The 17,137-nt window shown below is 62.9% G+C and carries 12 protein-coding genes and 3 pseudogenes; 5 read left to right on the forward strand and 10 right to left on the reverse strand.

Annotated features, from left to right (window positions below; translation table 11 throughout):
- Positions 1-60: 60 nt before the first annotated feature.
- Positions 61-1,524: an efflux transporter outer membrane subunit gene (locus BG61_RS31335; RefSeq protein ID WP_035937516.1), complete on the reverse strand. Its 1,464-nt coding sequence runs from the start codon at positions 1,522-1,524 to the stop codon at positions 61-63.
- A gap of 98 nt (positions 1,525-1,622) precedes the next feature.
- Here BG61_RS31335 and BG61_RS31340 point away from each other — a divergent pair, with 98 nt between their 5' ends.
- From BG61_RS31340 to BG61_RS40550, 4 genes and pseudogenes are all read left to right on the forward strand, one after another.
- Positions 1,623-2,240, forward strand: a complete 618-nt coding sequence (locus BG61_RS31340) for a TetR/AcrR family transcriptional regulator (protein ID WP_035937515.1) — start codon at positions 1,623-1,625, stop codon at positions 2,238-2,240.
- 83 nt (positions 2,241-2,323) lie between these two features.
- Positions 2,324-3,418: an efflux RND transporter periplasmic adaptor subunit gene (locus BG61_RS31345; RefSeq protein ID WP_035937512.1), complete on the forward strand. Its 1,095-nt coding sequence runs from the start codon at positions 2,324-2,326 to the stop codon at positions 3,416-3,418.
- A complete protein-coding gene (locus tag BG61_RS31350) occupies positions 3,415-6,507 on the forward strand; it encodes an efflux RND transporter permease subunit (protein ID WP_035937510.1) in 3,093 nt (1,030 codons plus the stop codon). The genes BG61_RS31345 and BG61_RS31350 overlap by 4 nt, the downstream gene beginning before the upstream one ends.
- Before the next feature lie 661 nt (positions 6,508-7,168).
- Positions 7,169-7,387: pseudogene (locus BG61_RS40550) on the forward strand (nucleoside 2-deoxyribosyltransferase); the annotation flags it as partial.
- Here the strand turns inward: BG61_RS40550 and BG61_RS31355 are convergent.
- Entirely contained in the window at positions 7,311-7,922 is a 612-nt protein-coding gene (locus BG61_RS31355; protein ID WP_035937647.1) for an NUDIX hydrolase, read from the reverse strand. The pseudogene BG61_RS40550 and the gene BG61_RS31355 sit on opposite strands and share 77 nt — an antisense overlap.
- 41 nt (positions 7,923-7,963) lie before the next feature.
- Positions 7,964-8,329, reverse strand: a pseudogene (locus tag BG61_RS31360) (SOS response-associated peptidase family protein); the annotation flags it as partial.
- Positions 8,330-8,416: 87 nt separating this feature from the next.
- Here BG61_RS31360 and BG61_RS31365 point away from each other — a divergent pair.
- Positions 8,417-9,537, forward strand: a pseudogene (locus tag BG61_RS31365) (aldehyde dehydrogenase family protein).
- A 49-nt stretch (positions 9,538-9,586) separates the two neighbouring features.
- Here the strand turns inward: BG61_RS31365 and BG61_RS31370 are convergent.
- The 7 genes from BG61_RS31370 to BG61_RS31395 all read right to left on the reverse strand — a co-directional run bounded on the left by BG61_RS31370 (position 9,587) and on the right by BG61_RS31395 (position 16,843).
- On the reverse strand, positions 9,587-10,960 hold the full coding sequence (locus BG61_RS31370; RefSeq protein ID WP_035937507.1) for an MFS transporter: 1,374 nt from the start codon (positions 10,958-10,960) through the stop codon (positions 9,587-9,589).
- Positions 10,961-11,024: 64 nt separating this feature from the next.
- On the reverse strand, positions 11,025-11,846 hold the full coding sequence (locus BG61_RS31375; RefSeq protein ID WP_035937506.1) for an enoyl-CoA hydratase-related protein: 822 nt from the start codon (positions 11,844-11,846) through the stop codon (positions 11,025-11,027).
- Positions 11,847-11,876: 30 nt separating this feature from the next.
- Positions 11,877-12,653 (reverse strand): enoyl-CoA hydratase-related protein, encoded by a 777-nt coding sequence (locus BG61_RS31380; RefSeq protein WP_035937505.1) that lies wholly within the window; start codon positions 12,651-12,653, stop codon positions 11,877-11,879.
- Positions 12,650-13,891 (reverse strand): CaiB/BaiF CoA transferase family protein, encoded by a 1,242-nt coding sequence (locus tag BG61_RS31385; RefSeq protein ID WP_035937503.1) that lies wholly within the window; start codon positions 13,889-13,891, stop codon positions 12,650-12,652. The genes BG61_RS31380 and BG61_RS31385 overlap by 4 nt, the downstream gene beginning before the upstream one ends.
- Before the next feature lie 138 nt (positions 13,892-14,029).
- Positions 14,030-14,914 (reverse strand): LysR substrate-binding domain-containing protein, encoded by an 885-nt coding sequence (locus tag BG61_RS31390; RefSeq protein ID WP_035937501.1) that lies wholly within the window; start codon positions 14,912-14,914, stop codon positions 14,030-14,032.
- A 267-nt stretch (positions 14,915-15,181) separates the two neighbouring features.
- Positions 15,182-15,358 (reverse strand): DUF2934 domain-containing protein, encoded by a 177-nt coding sequence (locus BG61_RS41455; protein ID WP_081868241.1) that lies wholly within the window; start codon positions 15,356-15,358, stop codon positions 15,182-15,184.
- A gap of 429 nt (positions 15,359-15,787) precedes the next feature.
- A complete protein-coding gene (locus BG61_RS31395) occupies positions 15,788-16,843 on the reverse strand; it encodes an alpha/beta hydrolase (RefSeq protein WP_075584262.1) in 1,056 nt (351 codons plus the stop codon).
- Positions 16,844-17,137: the final 294 nt, after the last annotated feature.

Consider the following 17,137-nt stretch of genomic DNA (forward strand, 5'->3'; position numbering starts at 1 on the left):
CTTTTCCTGTTCACTCACCGCTGCTCTGTTTCTGTCGCCGCTTTTTTCTGACGCGGTTAATTATCGCGAAAGCTGCGCCACCGCAGCCGCATCGGGCGCGCTCCAACCGCCGCCCAGCGCACGGAACGAAGCGATCGCCGCGCTGGCCGATTCGACCTGTGCCTGCGCGCGGACATCGCGCGTTTGCAGCAGGCTGCTGTCCGCGTTGAGCACCTCGATCAGGCTGACCGTTCCGCCCTGATACGCGGCCAACGAAGCGTCGCGTGCACGGCTCAACGCCGCCTCGCCACCGGCCAGAATCTTTTCTTGTGCTTCGCGCTTGTTCCATGCGGAGAACGCATCCTCGACATCCTGCGACGCGCGCAGCACCGCGAGACGATAAGCGGCAAGCGCTTCAGCGTTCGCGCCTTTGGCAGCAGCGATTTCCGCATCGACCCGGCCGAAATCGAACAGCCGCCAACGCAACCCGAAGATCCCTTGTGCCTGGCTCGCACCGTTGCCGAACCATGTTCCAGCGGTGGTGGTCGCCGACCCCACCAGCGCGGCCAGCGAAACTTTCGGGAAGTACTCGGACACGGCGACGCCGACCCGCGCATTCGATGCCGCCAGCCGCCGCTCCGCGACGATCAGGTCGGGCCGGCGCCGCAGCAGCTCGGCGGGCGAACCGGCGGCGGCGAGCCCGGGAGCAGCCGGAATCGGCGCTTCTGCTTCGAGCTCCGCGCGATGCGTGCCGGGCTGTGCGCCGAGCAGCACGTCAAGCGCATTCATCGCAGCTTCGAGGCTCGTTTCCAGCACCGGCACGTTCGCGGCGAATTGCGCGACCGCCCCTTCAGCCTGCTTCATCTGCAGCTCGGCGGCGAGCCCCTTGTCGAACTGCAGCTTGACGATATCGGCGAGACGCTGGCTGGTCTGGACCTGCTGCTGGGCGATCGCGAGCCGGCTTTGCAGCCCGCGAATCGCGACGTAGGTGTCGGCAGTTTGCGCGGCAACCGCGAGACGGGCGGCGCTCACGCCGGCCTGCGACGCCTGATATTCGGCCTGCGCCGCCTCGCGAGCGCGCCGCACGCCGCCGAACACGTCGATCTCCCAACTGGCGACGAAATTCGCTTCATAGTATTCGCCGTTCCGATCGTAGTCGGGTACCTCGTTCAGCAACCGCCCTAGCGGCGTCTTCAGCGATTGATGGTTGTAGGCCGCCGCCGCCGTGACCGAGCCCGACGGCAGCAAGCCTGCGGTTGCATAGCGCAGCGACGCGCGCGACTGCGTCACCCGCGCCTGAGCCGCGGCAAGATCCAGATTCTGCTCGAGCGCAAGCGCGACATAGCGGGCCAGTTGCGGATCGCCGAAGCCGGTCCACCATTGCGCGAGATCGGCCGTCTGCGTCGCGCCGCGCTGCTCGATTGCCGACTGACCGATGAAGCGGTCCGGCATCGCTGCGTCGGGGCGCACATAGTCCGGCCCGACCGCGCAGCCTGCCAACACGGCAGCAGCGAGCAAAGAAAAATACCGTTTGGCAGCAGCCATGCAAGCGCCTCAAAATAAGCAAAACTTCCGTTGGTGTTGTGACTATTGTATAATTTGGTCACGCGTTGTCAACATGTGACTTTCGAGGCAACCACAACATGAATGACAGCATTCAGGCACCGAGCGGGCAGCGCGGCCCGCAGGAACACAGCATTCGCCACCAGATCATCGAAGCCGCTGGTGAGCACTTCAGCCACTACGGCTACGGCAAGACGACAGTGTCGGACCTCGCGAAGGCGATCGGCTTTTCGAAGGCGTACATCTACAAGTTCTTCGACTCCAAGCAGGCCATCGGCGAAGCGATCTGCGCGCAAAATCTCGCCACGATGATGGCGAAGGTGGATCACAACGTGGCCGGTGGCAGCAGTGCCACGGAGCGGCTGCGGCGCCTGTTCGACACGCTTACCGCGGCCACCGTCGAGCAGTTTTTCGAAGACCGCAGGCTGTACGACATCACCGCCTATTCCGTCGCCGAGAAATGGCCGTCTTCGCGCGACCACGACGAACGGCTGAAGGCATTGCTCGAAGAAATTGTGCGAATGGGGCGCGAAAGCGGCGAATTCGAGCGCAAGACGCCGATCGACGAACTGGTGCGGGCGATCCTGCTCGCGATGCAGCCTTTCACCAATCCGCTGCTGCTGCAGTACAACCTGGATCTGCTGCCGCATGGTCCGCGCGAAATCGTCAACCTGATTCTGCGGAGCCTCGTGCCCTGAGTTTCGATGCAGCGATTTGTGACTATTGACATATTTGGTCACTCATAGAAAAATACGCCTCTCACTGATCCGGAGAGGTGTAAATGTCCCCTGCTCGCCGCGCGACGCCCTCGCTGCTTGCCGCCGCGCTAGTCCTCGCGCTGTCGGGATGCAGCCCTGACCGGCAAGTCGATCCCCGAACCGAGGCCGCGCTGGTGCGCCTCGCCACCGTCAACTCGTTCGACCAGGGCAGTCGGTCATTTACCGGTGTCGTGGTCGCGCGCGTCGAAAGCGATCTGGGGTTCCGGGTCGCCGGCAAGATCGTCGAGCGTCTGGTGGACGCGGGTCAGGCCGTCAAACGCGGCCAGCCGCTGATGCGCATCGACGCGACCGACCTGACGCTGGCCACCCGCGCGCGCGACGAAGCCGTCGCCGCCGCGCAGGCACGCGTTCAGCAAACTGCCGCGGACGAAAAGCGTTATCGCGAGCTGGTCGGCGCGGGCGCGGTTTCGGCCTCGGCCTACGATCAGGCGAAGGCGGCTGCCGAGACCGCGCGCGCCGATCTGCGCGCCACTGAGGCGCAGGCGAACGTCGCCCGAAACGAAGCAGGCTACGCGCTGCTGGTGGCCGATGCGGACGGCGTCGTGATGGATACGCTCGTCGAACCGGGGCAGGTCGTCGCCGCAGGGCAGACGGTCGTCAGGATCGCCCGCTCCGGGCCGCGTGAAGCACGAGTCGACTTGCCGGAGACGCTCAGGCCGGTGATCGGCTCGCGGGCAAGCGCTACGCTATACGGCGCTGGCGCCACGACCGGCGAGGCCGTGCTGCGGCAATTGTCCGATACCGCCGATCGCCAGACCCGCACTTATGAGGCGCGATACGTGCTGCAGGGCCGTGCCGCTGCGGCGCCGCTAGGTGCCACGGTGACCATCGCGCTACCCGACGCGGGGGCGGATCCCACGGTGTCCGTACCGCTCGCGGCCATATACGACAAGGGTCAGGGCCCGGGCGTGTGGCTGATTGCCGGCGCGCCCGCCAAAGTGACGTGGCATGCGGTGCAGGTGCAGCGCATTAGCGAAGAGACGGCTACCATCAGCGCCGGACTGAAGCCGCTCGACCGGTTCGTCGCGCTGGGTGCGCACATGCTGCACGAGGGTCAGGTCGTACGCGTCGTCGGCGCGGCGGGAGGCACCGAATGAAGGGCTTCAACCTCTCCGCGCTGGCGGTGCGCGAGCGCGCGGTCACGTTGTTTCTGATCATCGCGATCTCGTGCGCCGGGATCTTCGCTTTTCTGAAGCTGGGGCGCGCCGAAGATCCCAGGTTCACCGTCAAGGTGATGACCGTTGCGCTGGCATGGCCCGGCGCGACTGCTCAGGAAATGCAGGATCAAGTCGCCGAGCCTCTCGAAAAGCGCCTTCAAGAACTGACCTGGTATGAACGCACCGAGACGTTCACGCGCCCGGGCTTCGCCTTCATGACGTTGACCTTGCGCGATGCTACTCCGCCGTCCGACGTGCAGGAAGAGTTCTATCAGGCGCGTAAGAAACTGGGTGACGAGACGGCCAAGTTGCCGCACGGCGTAATCGGACCGCTGATCAACGACGAATACTCGGACGTGACCTTCGCGCTCTATGCGCTAAAGGCCAGGGGCGAGCCGCACCGTCTGCTGGTCCGCGAAGCGGAGACGTTGCGCCAACGCCTGCTGAGCGTGCGCGGCGTCAAGAAGGTCAACATCATCGGCGAGCGCCCCGAGCGGATCTTTGTGGAATTTTCTTTCGCCCGACTTGCCACGCTCGGCGTTGCGCCGCAGGACATCTTTCAGGCGCTCAACGCGCAAAATGCGATTACGCCGGCCGGCTCGATCGAAACCAGCGGACCGCAGATTCAGGTGCGCCTCGACGGCGCATTCGATAACCTCGACCGAATTCGCGACACGCCTATCGTCGCAAACGGGCGCACGCTGAAGCTTGCCGACATCGCCGAGGTCAAGCGCGGCTACGAAGATCCGGCCACTTTCCTGATCCGCGGCCAAGGCGAGCCGGCCTTGCTCCTGGGCGTCGTGATGCAGGACCGGTACAACGGTCTCGCGCTCGGCAAGTCGCTCGCCGCGGAAGCGGCGGCGATCTCGGCGAAATTGCCGTTGGGACTCTCCTTTACGAAGATCACCGACCAGTCGGCGAATATCGAAGAGTCCTACGACGAGTTCATGCTGAAGTTCTTCGTCGCACTGGCCGTGGTCATCACGGTCAGCCTGGTCAGCCTCGGCTGGCGCGTGGGCATCGTGGTCGCTGCGGCGGTGCCGCTCACGCTGGCCGGCGTATTCGTCATCATGCTCGCCACCGGGCGCGACTTCGATCGCATCACGCTCGGCGCGCTGATTCTCGCGCTGGGCCTGCTGGTGGACGACGCGATCATCGTCATCGAGACGATCGTGGTGCGCATGGAAGAAGGCTACGACCGGATCAAGGCCTCGTCGCAGGCGTGGGTGACGACCGCGGCGCCGCGGCTCGCCGGCGCGCTCGTCACGTCAATTGGCCTGATGCCGGTCGGTTTCGCGGCTTCCACCGCGGGCGAGTATGCGGGCAATATCTTCTGGATCGTCGCGTTTGCGTTGTTGACCTCGTGGGTGGTGGCGGGCGCCTTCACGCCGTACCTCGGCGTAAAGCTGTTGCCCGACATCAAGCCCGTCCATGGCGGGCATGCCGCGATCTACGGCACCCCGAACTACCAGCGCTTGCGCCGCCTGATCGAAGGCTGTGTCAAACATCGCAAGAAGGTCGTGGCGGGTGTGGCGGGCCTGTTCCTGCTGTCGTTTCTGGGCATGGGTGCGGTCAAGCAGCAGTTTTTCCCGTTGTCCGATCGACCCGAAATGCTGATCGAAGTGCAGCTACCGGAAGGCACCAGTATCGACGCAACCAGCAACGCTGTCGCGAAAGTAGAAGCGTGGTTGAAGCAGCAGCCCGAAGCGAAGCTGGTCACGTCCTACATCGGGCAGGGCGCCCCGCGGTTTTATCTTGCGATGGCGCCGGAGCTGCCCGATCCATCGTTCGCGAAGATCGTCGTGCTCACCGACAACGAGAAAACGCGCGACGCCCTCAAGCAGCGCGCGCGCCGCGCAATCGCCGACGGCCTTGCCCCCGATGCGCGTCTGCGCGTGACTCAACTTGTGTTCGGACCTTACTCGCCGTTCCCGGTCGCGTTTCGTATAATGGGCCCGCAGGAAGACAAGGTGCGCGAGATTGCCGGGCAACTGCGCCGGCTGATGCTGACGAATAGCGCGATGCGGCAGGTCAATACGGATTGGGGCGAGCGCGCGCCCACCGTGCATTTCGTGCTCGACCAGAACCGGTTGCGCGCATTCGGACTCAGCTCCAGCGACGCCGCGCAGCAACTGCAGTTTCTGTTGACGGGTATTCCAGTCACCCAGGTCCGCGAGGACATCCGGTCGGTGGACGTCGTCGCGCGCAGTGCCGGCGCCGAACGGCTCGATCCCGCACGCCTCGGCGCCTTCACGTTGGTAGGCAATAAAGGCGAGAAGATTCCACTCGACCAGATCGGCAAGGTCGACGTGCGCATGGAAAATCCGGTTCAGCGCCGCCGCGACCGCCTCGTGACGATCACCGTGCGCGGTGACATCGACGAAGCGCTGCAGCCGCCGGACGTGTCAGCGCAACTGATCGCGCAGATGGCGCCATTGGTCGCGACCCTGCCGGCCGGTTACCGGATCGAGACCGCCGCGGCACTGGAAGAAGCCGGCAAGGCAAACACGGCGCTGGCCGCGGTCTTTCCGCTGATGCTGATCCTGATGATGATCGTCATCATCTTCCAGGTTCGCTCGATTTCGGCGATGGTGATGGTGCTGCTGACCGCGCCACTGGCGCTGGTAGGCGTCGTGCCGACGCTGCTCCTGTTCAACCAGCCGTTCGGCTTCAACTCGATTCTCGGCTTGATCGGATTGGCGGGCATTATTATGCGCAATACGCTGATTCTGATCGGCCAGATCCACTTCAACGCGGATCAAGGGCTGAGCGCGTACGACGCGGTTGTCGAGGCCACGGTGCAGCGTGCACGCCCGGTGATTCTGACCGCGCTGGCGGCGGTGCTGGCGTTTATCCCGCTTACGCTGTCGGTGTTCTGGGGTTCGATGGCTTACACCCTGATCGGCGGCACGATCGTCGGTACCGTGCTGACGCTGGTGTTTCTGCCGGCGCTGTACGCTGCGTGGTTCAAGGTCAAACCGCTGGGCCGCATAGCCGAACCGGCGTTGGCGGAAAAGCTGGTTGCTTGAGGTTGGCGGTCGGGCAACCGGCAGTTCAGGGCTGGTTGCCCGACATTTACAAGCCCCGCCTTCCACTCCCTGCGCGAACGGGAGCCAGTCCGGCGTCTCCTTGATCGCCAGATGAAGATTCCGATTAAAGTGATGCACCCGATACCCGATGTCCCAAAAAGCATTTGCAAGGTCTGAGTGGTAAAGATGGTGACATGCCCGTTGCGCGGGCGATGTACCAGTGGTCCATTGCACGCGGTGGCAAATGATCGATCGACAACGTCGAAAACAGCATCACGTCGCACCGGATGGGTAATCCGAGCGCCCGCTCCATGGTCGTCACTGGTTCTGGTGTGTGCTCCAGCGCCTCGAAGGCAGTGACGAGATCGAATGAGCCAGACGGCAAGGCGCCTCCCATCCATCGGATCCCAGCTGTAGCCGTAGACGCCACCTTCCCGCAACAGTGCCGTCAGTCTTCCATTGCCGCCGCCATGGTCCAGGCACCTCGGCGCCGTCGCGTGGCGGATGAAGCTCGAAATAAGGGTGGCATAGTTCGCCGGCCGGGCGTCGGTATAGTCCGGAACGACCGCCACACCGGTGTCGCTGTAGATGTGTTGCCGATCTCGCCGGCTTTGACGTTTTTCGCGTCGACGCGAAGGCGCATGGCGAACACCTAAAGCAGCTCTCCCGCGAGCGGGGGTTTGTCGGCCTGTATCGCTTGGACGGCGATGTGCCCTCTTCTCTTCACCCGCTAGAAGCAGCTCGAGGGATCTACATGGCGAATCTCGAAGCGATTCGCGCGGCCGACTTCGTTATGGCGAACCTCAACGATTTTCGCGGGCCGGGCGAGCCGGACGTTCGGGCACTATCTGACCCAGCGACAGCGGAGGGAGGTCATTGAGACTGAAAAATTCGACGGCGTCGGTTTCTGCACCGACCACCTCCCCAGCTTGCATAAGCTCACCAAGAAAAACGAGCTTCCAGATGAGGAAGACTGACGGTGGATGGCGATGCTTTGCTTTATCCCAGGCGGCGAGCAAGCGGACAATCTTGACCGTGTATTCACTTTCCTCGCGGACCTCTTTGGCCGCATTCTCTGCTGGCGATAATCCCACGTCAGCCCAGCCGCCGGGCAGAGACCAAAGGCCATCTGCCGCCTCTCGAACGAGCAATATCTGACTGGTCTCGTTGAAGACAGCACACCTTACGTCGAGCTTTGGGTTCGCGTATCCCGTCTCGAATGCGAAGAGTTCGGCCACCTTGCCCGCATCCATTGAAGCGATTTCAGCGATTTGCTCTTGGGCAAGCGTCGCTCTCTCCCCATATCGCTCCCGGTCGAAGACGTCCATCGTGTAATGCAGGCCAGTCTGCGCAAGCGCGAGTAAGCGACGAGCCTGCTCAAGACGTCGTATGGACAAGTGGTCCTCGCGTGGCATTCGCATGTCGAGTAAAGAGTTGTTCCGGTACCCCGGCACTGCTAGGCAGCCAGCTTATGCTCGAAGTAAGGCCGGTCCCTGTCGTCAAGAATCGCGTACATCGCTGCCAAATCCGATGCGTCCGGATTCAGCCACGCATTGATGTTATCGGGCTTGATATGTACGATGCACCGGTCGTGACCTGCTGCAGCGACCTCCGGCGGCGGCTCATCCGTGATGGCCGCGAAAGAGAGCAAGTCTGTCTCGCCCGGGGCGCTCCATCGAGACCACAAGCAGGCGACATGCATGAGCTGGCTGTTATAAGGAGGAAATTCCAATACAACGTCTTCGTCTCGCTCATGGGAATCGAGTAACGTCCCCTCCATCTTCGCCTTGCTGACATTCTCGTAAAACGCATCGACTAGCATTCCGTTCGCGCAGGACAGAAGTCAACTGCGGATTCAACCGGTCGATGCAACGCAATGGAGGCTGCGTGAGCAGCGGGAGTGTTGCAGATGAAGTACCGGACCCGGATCTTACTACAGCGAGAGCCAGAAAGCGTTAATGTGGGAACTCTGGCGAGGGCGAATCGCTTCAGCATATTGCGCAACTGTTCGATCGGAATCACTCATCGATACAGGTAATTCTGGCGGAGACAGGCGGAATACAGCCGGCACTGCGACGTCGTTTCAGACTGGCGTTGACGCTGGCCGAGCGCGAGGAGATATCGCGCTCGCTGGTAGCTGGGCACTCGATTCGTTCGGTGGCCAGTCGGCTCGGCCGAGCACCTTCCACCATCAGCCGGGAGATCGGGCGAAATGGTGGAGCTCAAGGTTATCGGGCGAATCAGGCCGATGCGCTTGCCTGGGATCGTGCCCGTCGCCCCAAGGAATGTAAGCTCGTCAGGAATCGGGAACTCGCCCGGGTCGTCGCGAGCAAACTCCAGCTGGGCGGCAACGCGCCGTTCATCGTCTTCGACGACGCCGATCTCCACGAAGCCGCGAAAGCGCTCGTGTCCGCGAAGCTGCGAAACAGCGGGCAGGTCTGCATCTCGCCGAACCGCGTGTATGTTCAGGCGAACGTGCATGACGCGTTCGTTCAACGCGTGAAGGCGCTCGTGGAAGCGATCCCGGTCGATCAAGGGTTGCAGGACCGGTTCGTCGTCGGACCGCTGATCAATCGCGCGTCCATCGAAAAGGTCGCCAGGCTCGTTGACGATTCGCGCGAACGCGGCGCGAAGGTCATGCTCGGCGGACATCCGCACGCGAAAGGCGGGCTCTTCTACGCGCCGACCATCCTCCTCGATGTCGCGGACGACATGCCGATCGCCTCGACCGAAGTCTTCGGTCCCATCGTCCCGGTCTATCGCTTCTCCACCGAAGCGGAAGTCATCGCGCGCAGCAACGACAGCGAATACGGTCTCGTCGCCTATGCGTTCACGCGCGAACTGGGCCGCTCGTTCCGGCTGTCGCGCAACCTTGAGGCTGGCATGGTGATCCTGAGCTCCGGCTCGGCCGGCACGGCTTCGGTGCCGTTCGGCGGCGTCAAGCAATCCGGTTACGGGCGGGAAGGGAGTCATCATGGAATCGGGGAATATGTGCACGTCAAATACACGCTGATGAGCGGTCTCGCCTGAACGATGCGAGGCGCGGCATCACGATGCCGCGCCTCGTGTCATGGTTGACTCAGCGTACCGGCAACTGGCCCGCGTCCGCAGGGCTTGCGCACTGTACTTCGCGATTGCGCTGACGGATGAGCCGATCCTGCCGTAGTCCCCAGAAGAACGTGACGGCAAGACAGGGCAACAGCGACACAATCGAGTACCCGACGCCTGCGAGCGGGTTGCCTGTCAGATTGACGAGCGAAAGACTGATCAACGGAAGAAACCCGCCGAACATCACATTGCCGAGTTGTTGTGACAATCCGAAACCCGTGGTCCTGCTTTGCGGCGGAAAACATTCGGCGATGAACGCCGGCAGCGGCGCCATGATCATCGCGGTCAACACGGCCAGCAGCGCGACGAGCAGCGTCACCGTGGCCCAGTCGCCTGCGAGCGCATTCGTCCTGATGCCCGCGAACGCAGGATACGCTGCAAGTATCCACAGCACGATGCCGATCAGCATCACACGCGACCGGCCGATCGCATCGGACAGACGGCCGAATGCAGGATAAAGCGGCGCAGCCACGACGATAGCGACACCGAGGCACAGATTCGCGCGCGCAGGATCGACCTTCAACACGTTTTGCAAGAAGTACAGCATGTAGACGATCGACGTATAGAGCGACACCGACGTTCCGCCTTGCGCGCCGAACATCGCGACAAGAATCGCTTTCCACGACGTCGCGCTCGACAAGGTGTCCTGCAGCGGCGATTTCGACAGACGGCCCGCCTGCTTCATCTCCGCGAACACAGGCGTTTCCGTCATGCCGAGCCGAATCCATGTCGCCACTGCGACGATCGGCGCCGAGATCAGGAACGGGACGCGCCAGCCCCAGGATTCGAATGCCGATGCATCGAGCGCGAACTTCAGCGCCGACACGATCGCCAGCGCCAGCAACAGTCCGAGGCTCGCGGTACTTTGCAGCACGCTCGTCGCCATGCCTTTTCGGCCTGCGGGCGCATGTTCCATCACGTAGACGACCGCAGAGCCGTATTCGCCGCCGAGCGCGATGCCCTGCACCACGCGCAGCGTGACCAGTCCTATCGGCGCGAGCAAGCCGGCCATCGCGTAGGTCGGCAGACAGCCAATGCCTACTGTCGCGATGCCCATGATCGCGAGCGTGATGACGAACGTCTTCTTGCGTCCGATGCGGTCGGCCATCGGGCTGAAGATGATCGTGCCCAACGGCCGCGCGATATACGCGATGCCGAAGGTGGCAACGCCCGCCATTGCGGCGACGGTCCGGTCCGTCGATGGAAGAAACAAGTGCGTCAAGGTCGATGTCAGCGCGACATAGACGAAGAAATCGTAGTACTCGAGCATCGTTCCGAGGCTCGATGTCGCGATGATCAGCAGCATGCCGGGCTTTGAATTGCGGGCTCCGGAAGTGGTGGACATGGTCGTCTCCTGTGATTCAGTTTATGAGGCCCCGCGCGATCGACGCGGTGGCCGTATCGGCGCATCACATGTGTGCGCGCTTCTTCGCCGCCTGCTGCTCCAGAAACCGGCCGACGGCCTCCTTGTGCTCGCGGCCGCACAACAGAATGGCCTGCACGCTTGCCGCCATTTCGAGCGTCGTCGCAAGCGATGCATCGGCCGCTTCGCGCACGAGCCGCTTCGCCATGCGCAGCGCCGTCGGCGGGTTCTGCGCGATGCGCTTCGCCAGCGACCGGGCGTCGATGTCGAGCGCGTCCTCCGGCACTACCTTCGACACGATGCCGAGGCCCAGCGCCGCTTCGGCATCGATGAACTCGCTGGTCAGCGTCAGTTCCAGCGCCCTCGCATAGCCCACGATCCGCGCGAGGAACCACGATCCGCCGATGCCCGACACCAGTCCGAGCCGCAAGAAACTCTCTGCGAACACGGCTTTTGTGCTCGCCACGCGGATATCGCACATCAACGCAAGATCGCAGCCCGCTCCGACTGCGGCGCCATTCACCGCGCATACCGACGGCACATCGAAACCGCTCAGTGCGCGCGTGATTCTGTGCAGGCTGCGATGCAGGCGGTCGCGTACCTCCTCGACACTGCCGCTCATGAGATCGCTGCCGCTTTGCATGTCCTTCACATTGCCGCCCGTGCAGAAGTGCGCCGACGACGAACGCAGCAGCACGCAGTGCACGTCGCGCCGGTCGTTGATCTGCTCGAGCGCCTTCGACAGCGCCTCCGTCATCGCGACGTTCAGCGCGTTGCCGTCGCTCGGGCTGTTGAGCGTGAGCGTGAGCACGCCGTCATCGACGGACGATTCGAGCAGTGAACCGGCATCATTTGGATGAGTTGACACGAAGAAGTCTCCTGATTGTTTTCCCGCCCACTACCGGTTCTGGAATGCGGCCTGACGGCGTTCCAGAAACGCGGCCATGCCTTCTTTCTGATCGGCGAGCGAAAAGCCAGCGTGAAATAGCCGTCGCTCGAACAAAAGTCCTTCCGACAGCGACGACTCGAACGCGCGATTGACGGCTTCCTTGATCGCGACGATGACCGGCAGCGAATGACGCGCGATCTGTTCGCCGACGCGCATCGCTTCGTCGATCAACCGCTCGCGGGCGACGACCTTCGACACGAGTCCGTAAGCCAATGCCTCGTGGGCGTTAAGCGGCTCGCCGGTCAGACACGCGAGCATCGCGGTCGATTTGCCGACCGCGCGCGGCAGACGCTGCGTGCCGCCCGCGCCCGGCACGATGCCGAGCTTGATCTCGGGCTGACCGAAGAGCGCGTCCTCCGCGGCGATGACGATGTCGCACATCATCGCCAGTTCGCAACCGCCGCCGAGCGCATAGCCGCCTACCGCCGCGATGATGGGTTTGCGGGCCGTGCGGATGCGCTCCCAGCTACGGCCGATGTAGTCATCCGAGAATGCGTTTGCGTAATCGAGCTTCGACATCGCGACGATGTCCGCGCCGGCGGCGAAAGCCGTGTCGGACCCTGTCAAAACGGTCGCGTAAACCTGCGGGTCGGCTTCGTTGCGCAGCAGGACGTCGATCAGTTGATCCATCAACGCGTCGGTCAGCGGATTGAGCGGGTTGTCCGACGCGAGACGCACGAGCGCGACCCGCCCGCGTCGTTCGCTCCGGATCATCGCGGTGCTCATGCGCTCACCTTGCGGTCTTCATCGCAGGTTTCGCACGATGCGCGGCCCACGCGGATGACGCCCGCGTTCAGCAGGCCCGCAATCTCGCTTTCAGCGAAGCCGTATCGCTCCAGCATCTGCAGCGTGTGCTGGCCCGTCAGCGGCGCGGGCAAATCCGGCGCGCTCGGGCGATCGGATGGACCGAGCGCGAAACCGAGCGTGCGCATGGTGCCCGCGACCGGATGATCGATCGTCTGCTCCAGTCCGCATTCAGCGTACTCCGCTGTTTCGATGACATCGCCGTAGGTTGCGACGGGCGCGCACAGAATGTCGCGCGCCGCGAGCCGTTCCATCCAATCCGCAGTCGTGCGTTCGACGAAACGCGCGGCGAGTATGTGATGCAGGGTCGCGCGATGGCGCACGCGATCGTCGTTGGTGGCGAATCGCGGATCCGCTTCGAGTGACGGCGAAGAGAGCACCTCACATAACGCGCGCCATCGTTCCGGATGGTAGGCGACGACCATCATCCAGCCGTCCTGCGTTCGGAACGCTTCGTTCGGGCACGCGTAAGGCGCTGCACTGCCGGTCTTTTCCGGTTCGCTCCCGGACGCGAAGAACGCAGCGAAGCCGATTTGCTGCAGCATCAGCGTCGCGTTGTAGAGACTCACGTCGAGATGCTGCCCGCCGCCGCCGGTGCGAACCTGATGCAGCGTGCCGAGAATCGCGATCGACGCGAGATAGCCGCCCATCATGTCGGCGACGGGGATCGGGACTTTAAGCGGCTCGGCGCTCGTCGTGCCGAGCGTACTCATCAGACCGCTGACCGCCTGGATCACGCCATCGACGCCAGGCCGCTTGCGATTCGCGCCCGTCTGGCCGAACGCGGAGATCGAGCAGTAGACGAGCCGGGGATTCAGTTGCCGCAATGCGTCGAAGTCAAGTCCCATCGACGCCATCACGCCCGGCCGGAAGTTTTCGACCAGCACGTCCGCCTCCAGCAGCATGCGGCGAACGGCCTCGCGCCCTGCATCGGTTTTCAGATCGATCGCGACGCTGTACTTGTTGCGGTTGACGCTGATGAAGGCCGGGCTTTCACCGCTTATCCACGGCGGCCCGATGCGCCGCCCGATCTCGCCGTCGGGCGGCTCGATCTTGACGACGTGCGCGCCGAGATCGGCGAGCGTCATCGAGCAGACCGGTCCGGCGAGGACGTGCGAGAAATCGATCACCCGCACGCCGTTGAGGCTGTCTCTTGGCATTTTTGATTGTCCTGTCTCGTGACTCGCCACCGCGACGAATCATGCCGACGAGAATAGGTACTCACCGGCCTACCGGACAATCTACAATTTGGAAACGAGCCGTTGCCTTTTTGTTAAAGGGTCAGCGGCTCGTCAGAGCTATTCGCTGAGCAACGTAAGCAGCCATCGGCGAAAAATCTTCAATGCATCCGATTGCGGACGCGCCGTCGGCCACGCGAAGTAGTAAGTGTGATGCCCGCGATCGAGCTCGAATGAAAACGGTGCGACGAGCAGACCGCTTTCCAGGTCGCCACGCACCAGCGCCTTCTGCGCGATCGCGACACCGTGCCCTTCTATCGCCGCCTGGTACGCGAGCAGCGACGTTTCGTAGCGCATCTCGCGGCGTCGCCCGTTCAAAGGAAGACCCGTCGCCTTCATCCACAAGGTCCAGTCTTCCGGGCGCGCGAACGTGTGCAGAAGCGTTTCGCCCTGCAACTGCGAGCGGGCCTTGACCTGTCTGGAAGGAGCGGCAACAGGCACCAGCTCGTTCGCGATCAGACGTTGCACGCGCAGGCCGGGCCACTTGCCATCGCCTAGCTGAATGCCGCCGTCAATGTCCTCACGCGCAAAATTCAGCGGAGCCGGGGATGTCGTGAGTTGCACGTCGATGTTTTCGTGCAGCCGATGAAAGCTCGCGAGACGCGGAATCAGCCAGCGCACCGCGAAGGTCGCAGGCGAGCGGATCTTGAGCACGCGAGCACGCCGCTCGGACGATCGCAGACTGTCGGTGGCTTCGCGCAGCGATGCGAACAGCGGCATGAGTTCCGCCAGATACCGCGCGCCCGCCGCCGTCAGCTCCAGCCGCCCTTTCACCCGCTCGAACAGATCGACGCCCAAGTAAGTTTCGAGCGTACGCACCTGCCGGCTGACGGCGGCGGGCGTCACGGCCAGCTCGTCAGCGGCCTTGGAAATGCTCAGCAGGCGTCCGGTCGCCTCGAACGCCCGGGCGGGATTCAACGGAGGAAGCAGTGGTCGACGTTCCATGGCCTATCCGTGTAGAAGCATATTGGGATTGTGCCTCGAAATGCCCGAAGGACGGTTCGGCACGTGGATACTCGCCAAGTAGTGAAGCACGGAAGAGCGAGGACGGAGCAAGAGGCTATTTCGGCAGCATGCGAAGCGCGCAGCGTCTCGCCCAACAGAAGGCCGGACCAGAGTCTTGTGCGGCCATCGAGTAATCAACGCCTCAAACACGCATCCATCTCGATCACCAGTCAGTTATGCACCTGTGCGGTGGCTGCCCCGCCTTTCTTAGGTTTGGTCTCCGATGCGCGCCGGGGAATCCGCCTGTTCCTCGCGGAGTTCTTGCTCGATCACTTCTCTAGCCTGTCGGCAGTACTCGTCTGCGCATCCCTCCATGCTGCCGTCCCGTTGCCAAAGCTCGTAGGCCCGTATCCGAATCCGCTCTTCCACCGTCGGTTCTTTCACTCAGCCTCCCTCCGTTAGTGCCCAAGTATTGCGCGCGTGGAAACCCAATTCGACGCCGAAAGGAGTCGGTGCCAGACATCCGGCAGCCTATCCACACCAAAGCCGAAACTGCGGAATGCGACTGGTCCGCAAGATTTAGCGATGCTCGTCACGCAGACGGTCCGTGATGAAAGCGTCGACGAACGCTTGCTCCGCGCCCAGCGAATGGCCGCTTCCGCGCGACTCCTAGGACCGGATACCGTCTCCCGCCATTGGAGCTAACGCGACGTGAACGGCCGCTTCAGAGGGTCTAGCGGCCAATTCTGCACGCGTGCTGCGCGTCAAGTCATCGGCCGACGTTGCTCGACACAGCGCACTCGCACGGCGATGCGTGACGAGGATGACGTGGGGATACCAAGAAATCGCCCTGCGCGCCCCGACAAGCCGGGCTTAACGCGGCGCGGGTTGCTCAAGGAAGTTTTGCACGGCGTTGAACAGCTGTAGCCGGTTCTTCTCCATGATGACCGTGTGCGTCCCTTCGCCGATCAGATCGTATTGCTTCCACGGCGCACGGGTCAGCAGCGGAAACAATGCCTGCGACATGTAAGGCGGCGTATCCTGATCCCACTGCGCCTGGACCATGAGTGTCGGCGCGGTGATCTCGCCCGGATCGTAGGTCGCCTTACCGGACATGTAGTAGCCGCGAATGTCCTGCGTCACGCCGTTGGGCGCATGCAGGGCCGGCGGGCTGGCGGATGCAGCATTCGGATCCGTCGCCCACGTCGCCTGCTGCCACTTGTCGAACCAGCCGGGCGGGATCAGGTCGGCGCGCTTGTCCTCCGGCACGCCCTTGTACCAGCGCTCTTTCGCCATCTCCGCAGTGACCATGCGATAGGCGCCGAGTTTGGCAGCGTCGCCCGTTGGCGGAGCATCATGTGAGATCCAGACAGGTGCGTAAAGCACCAGGCGATTCACCTTCTCCGGCTGCGCAGCCGCGAAACCGCCCGCAATCGTTGTGCCCCACGACCATCCCATGACATCCAGCTTGCTCAGGTGTTGGCGTGCCAACACCCAATCTACGACGGCGGCATAGTCCTGCACCGCTTGTGCAGTTGTTTCCACGGGCTGCCCGGCTTCGGCCGGCTGGTCCATGGTCGCTGGACGCGTCGAACGCCCGTAGCCGGGAAGATCAAGCAAGTAGACATTGAAGCCGCGTCTCGCCATGTAATCCATCCACGACATTCCGTTCAGTTCGAGATCGAATGCCGTGCTGGCGGGATAGGTGGCGCCGTGGACGAACACAAGCGTGTGAGTGGCGTCAAAATGCGTTTGATTGGCCGGACGCTTGTTGCGCACATAGATCTTGATGCCCGGCTGCGGCGATGCCACCATCGCTTCCTCTGTGACCAGCTTGACGGGCGCCGCGGCGTAGGCGGATGTTGTCCCGGTCATATCAGAAAGCAATGTAAGGATGACTGATGATGTAAGGCATTGCAAAAATTTCATTTACGTCTCCGTAAGCCGTTTATCCGGCGGTCTTTTAGGATAGAAACCTCACTGTATCAAGACTTGGGGCGCGATGTAAGTGCATACTGAAAACCAGGCGAGGTCGACCCGCCAGGAGTGAAACAGAGACGGCGTCCAGGACACGCACGACAGTATGGATGGGCTAGTTCTCCGACAAGATTGGCGCAGCGATGGCGTCTTTGAACCCGCGAGTTCGCATTCGCTGCCGCGGAAACGGCAGCCGTTCACGGTGCGCCTGCTGCGCGATGAGCTTGCCCCCGAAAAACGAATTCC

It is taken from the genome of Caballeronia glathei (genome assembly GCF_000698595.1).
Lineage (GTDB): Bacteria > Pseudomonadota > Gammaproteobacteria > Burkholderiales > Burkholderiaceae > Caballeronia > Caballeronia glathei.

Excerpts from the sequence above, each read along its gene's own strand:
- BG61_RS31340 (WP_035937515.1), top strand. The coding sequence starts at position 1,623 with ATGAATGACAGCATTCAGGCACCGAGCGGGCAGCGCGGCCCGCAGGAA.
- BG61_RS31380 (WP_035937505.1), bottom strand. The coding sequence starts at position 12,653 with ATGAGCACCGCGATGATCCGGAGCGAACGACGCGGGCGGGTCGCGCTC.
- BG61_RS31390 (WP_035937501.1), bottom strand. The coding sequence starts at position 14,914 with ATGGAACGTCGACCACTGCTTCCTCCGTTGAATCCCGCCCGGGCGTTC.
- BG61_RS31355 (WP_035937647.1), bottom strand. The coding sequence starts at position 7,922 with ATGCCACGCGAGGACCACTTGTCCATACGACGTCTTGAGCAGGCTCGT.
- BG61_RS31395 (WP_075584262.1), bottom strand. The coding sequence starts at position 16,843 with ATGAAATTTTTGCAATGCCTTACATCATCAGTCATCCTTACATTGCTT.
- BG61_RS31385 (WP_035937503.1), bottom strand. The coding sequence starts at position 13,891 with ATGCCAAGAGACAGCCTCAACGGCGTGCGGGTGATCGATTTCTCGCAC.
- BG61_RS31370 (WP_035937507.1), bottom strand. The coding sequence starts at position 10,960 with ATGTCCACCACTTCCGGAGCCCGCAATTCAAAGCCCGGCATGCTGCTG.
- BG61_RS31345 (WP_035937512.1), top strand. The coding sequence starts at position 2,324 with ATGTCCCCTGCTCGCCGCGCGACGCCCTCGCTGCTTGCCGCCGCGCTA.
- BG61_RS31350 (WP_035937510.1), top strand. The coding sequence starts at position 3,415 with ATGAAGGGCTTCAACCTCTCCGCGCTGGCGGTGCGCGAGCGCGCGGTC.
- BG61_RS31335 (WP_035937516.1), bottom strand. The coding sequence starts at position 1,524 with ATGGCTGCTGCCAAACGGTATTTTTCTTTGCTCGCTGCTGCCGTGTTG.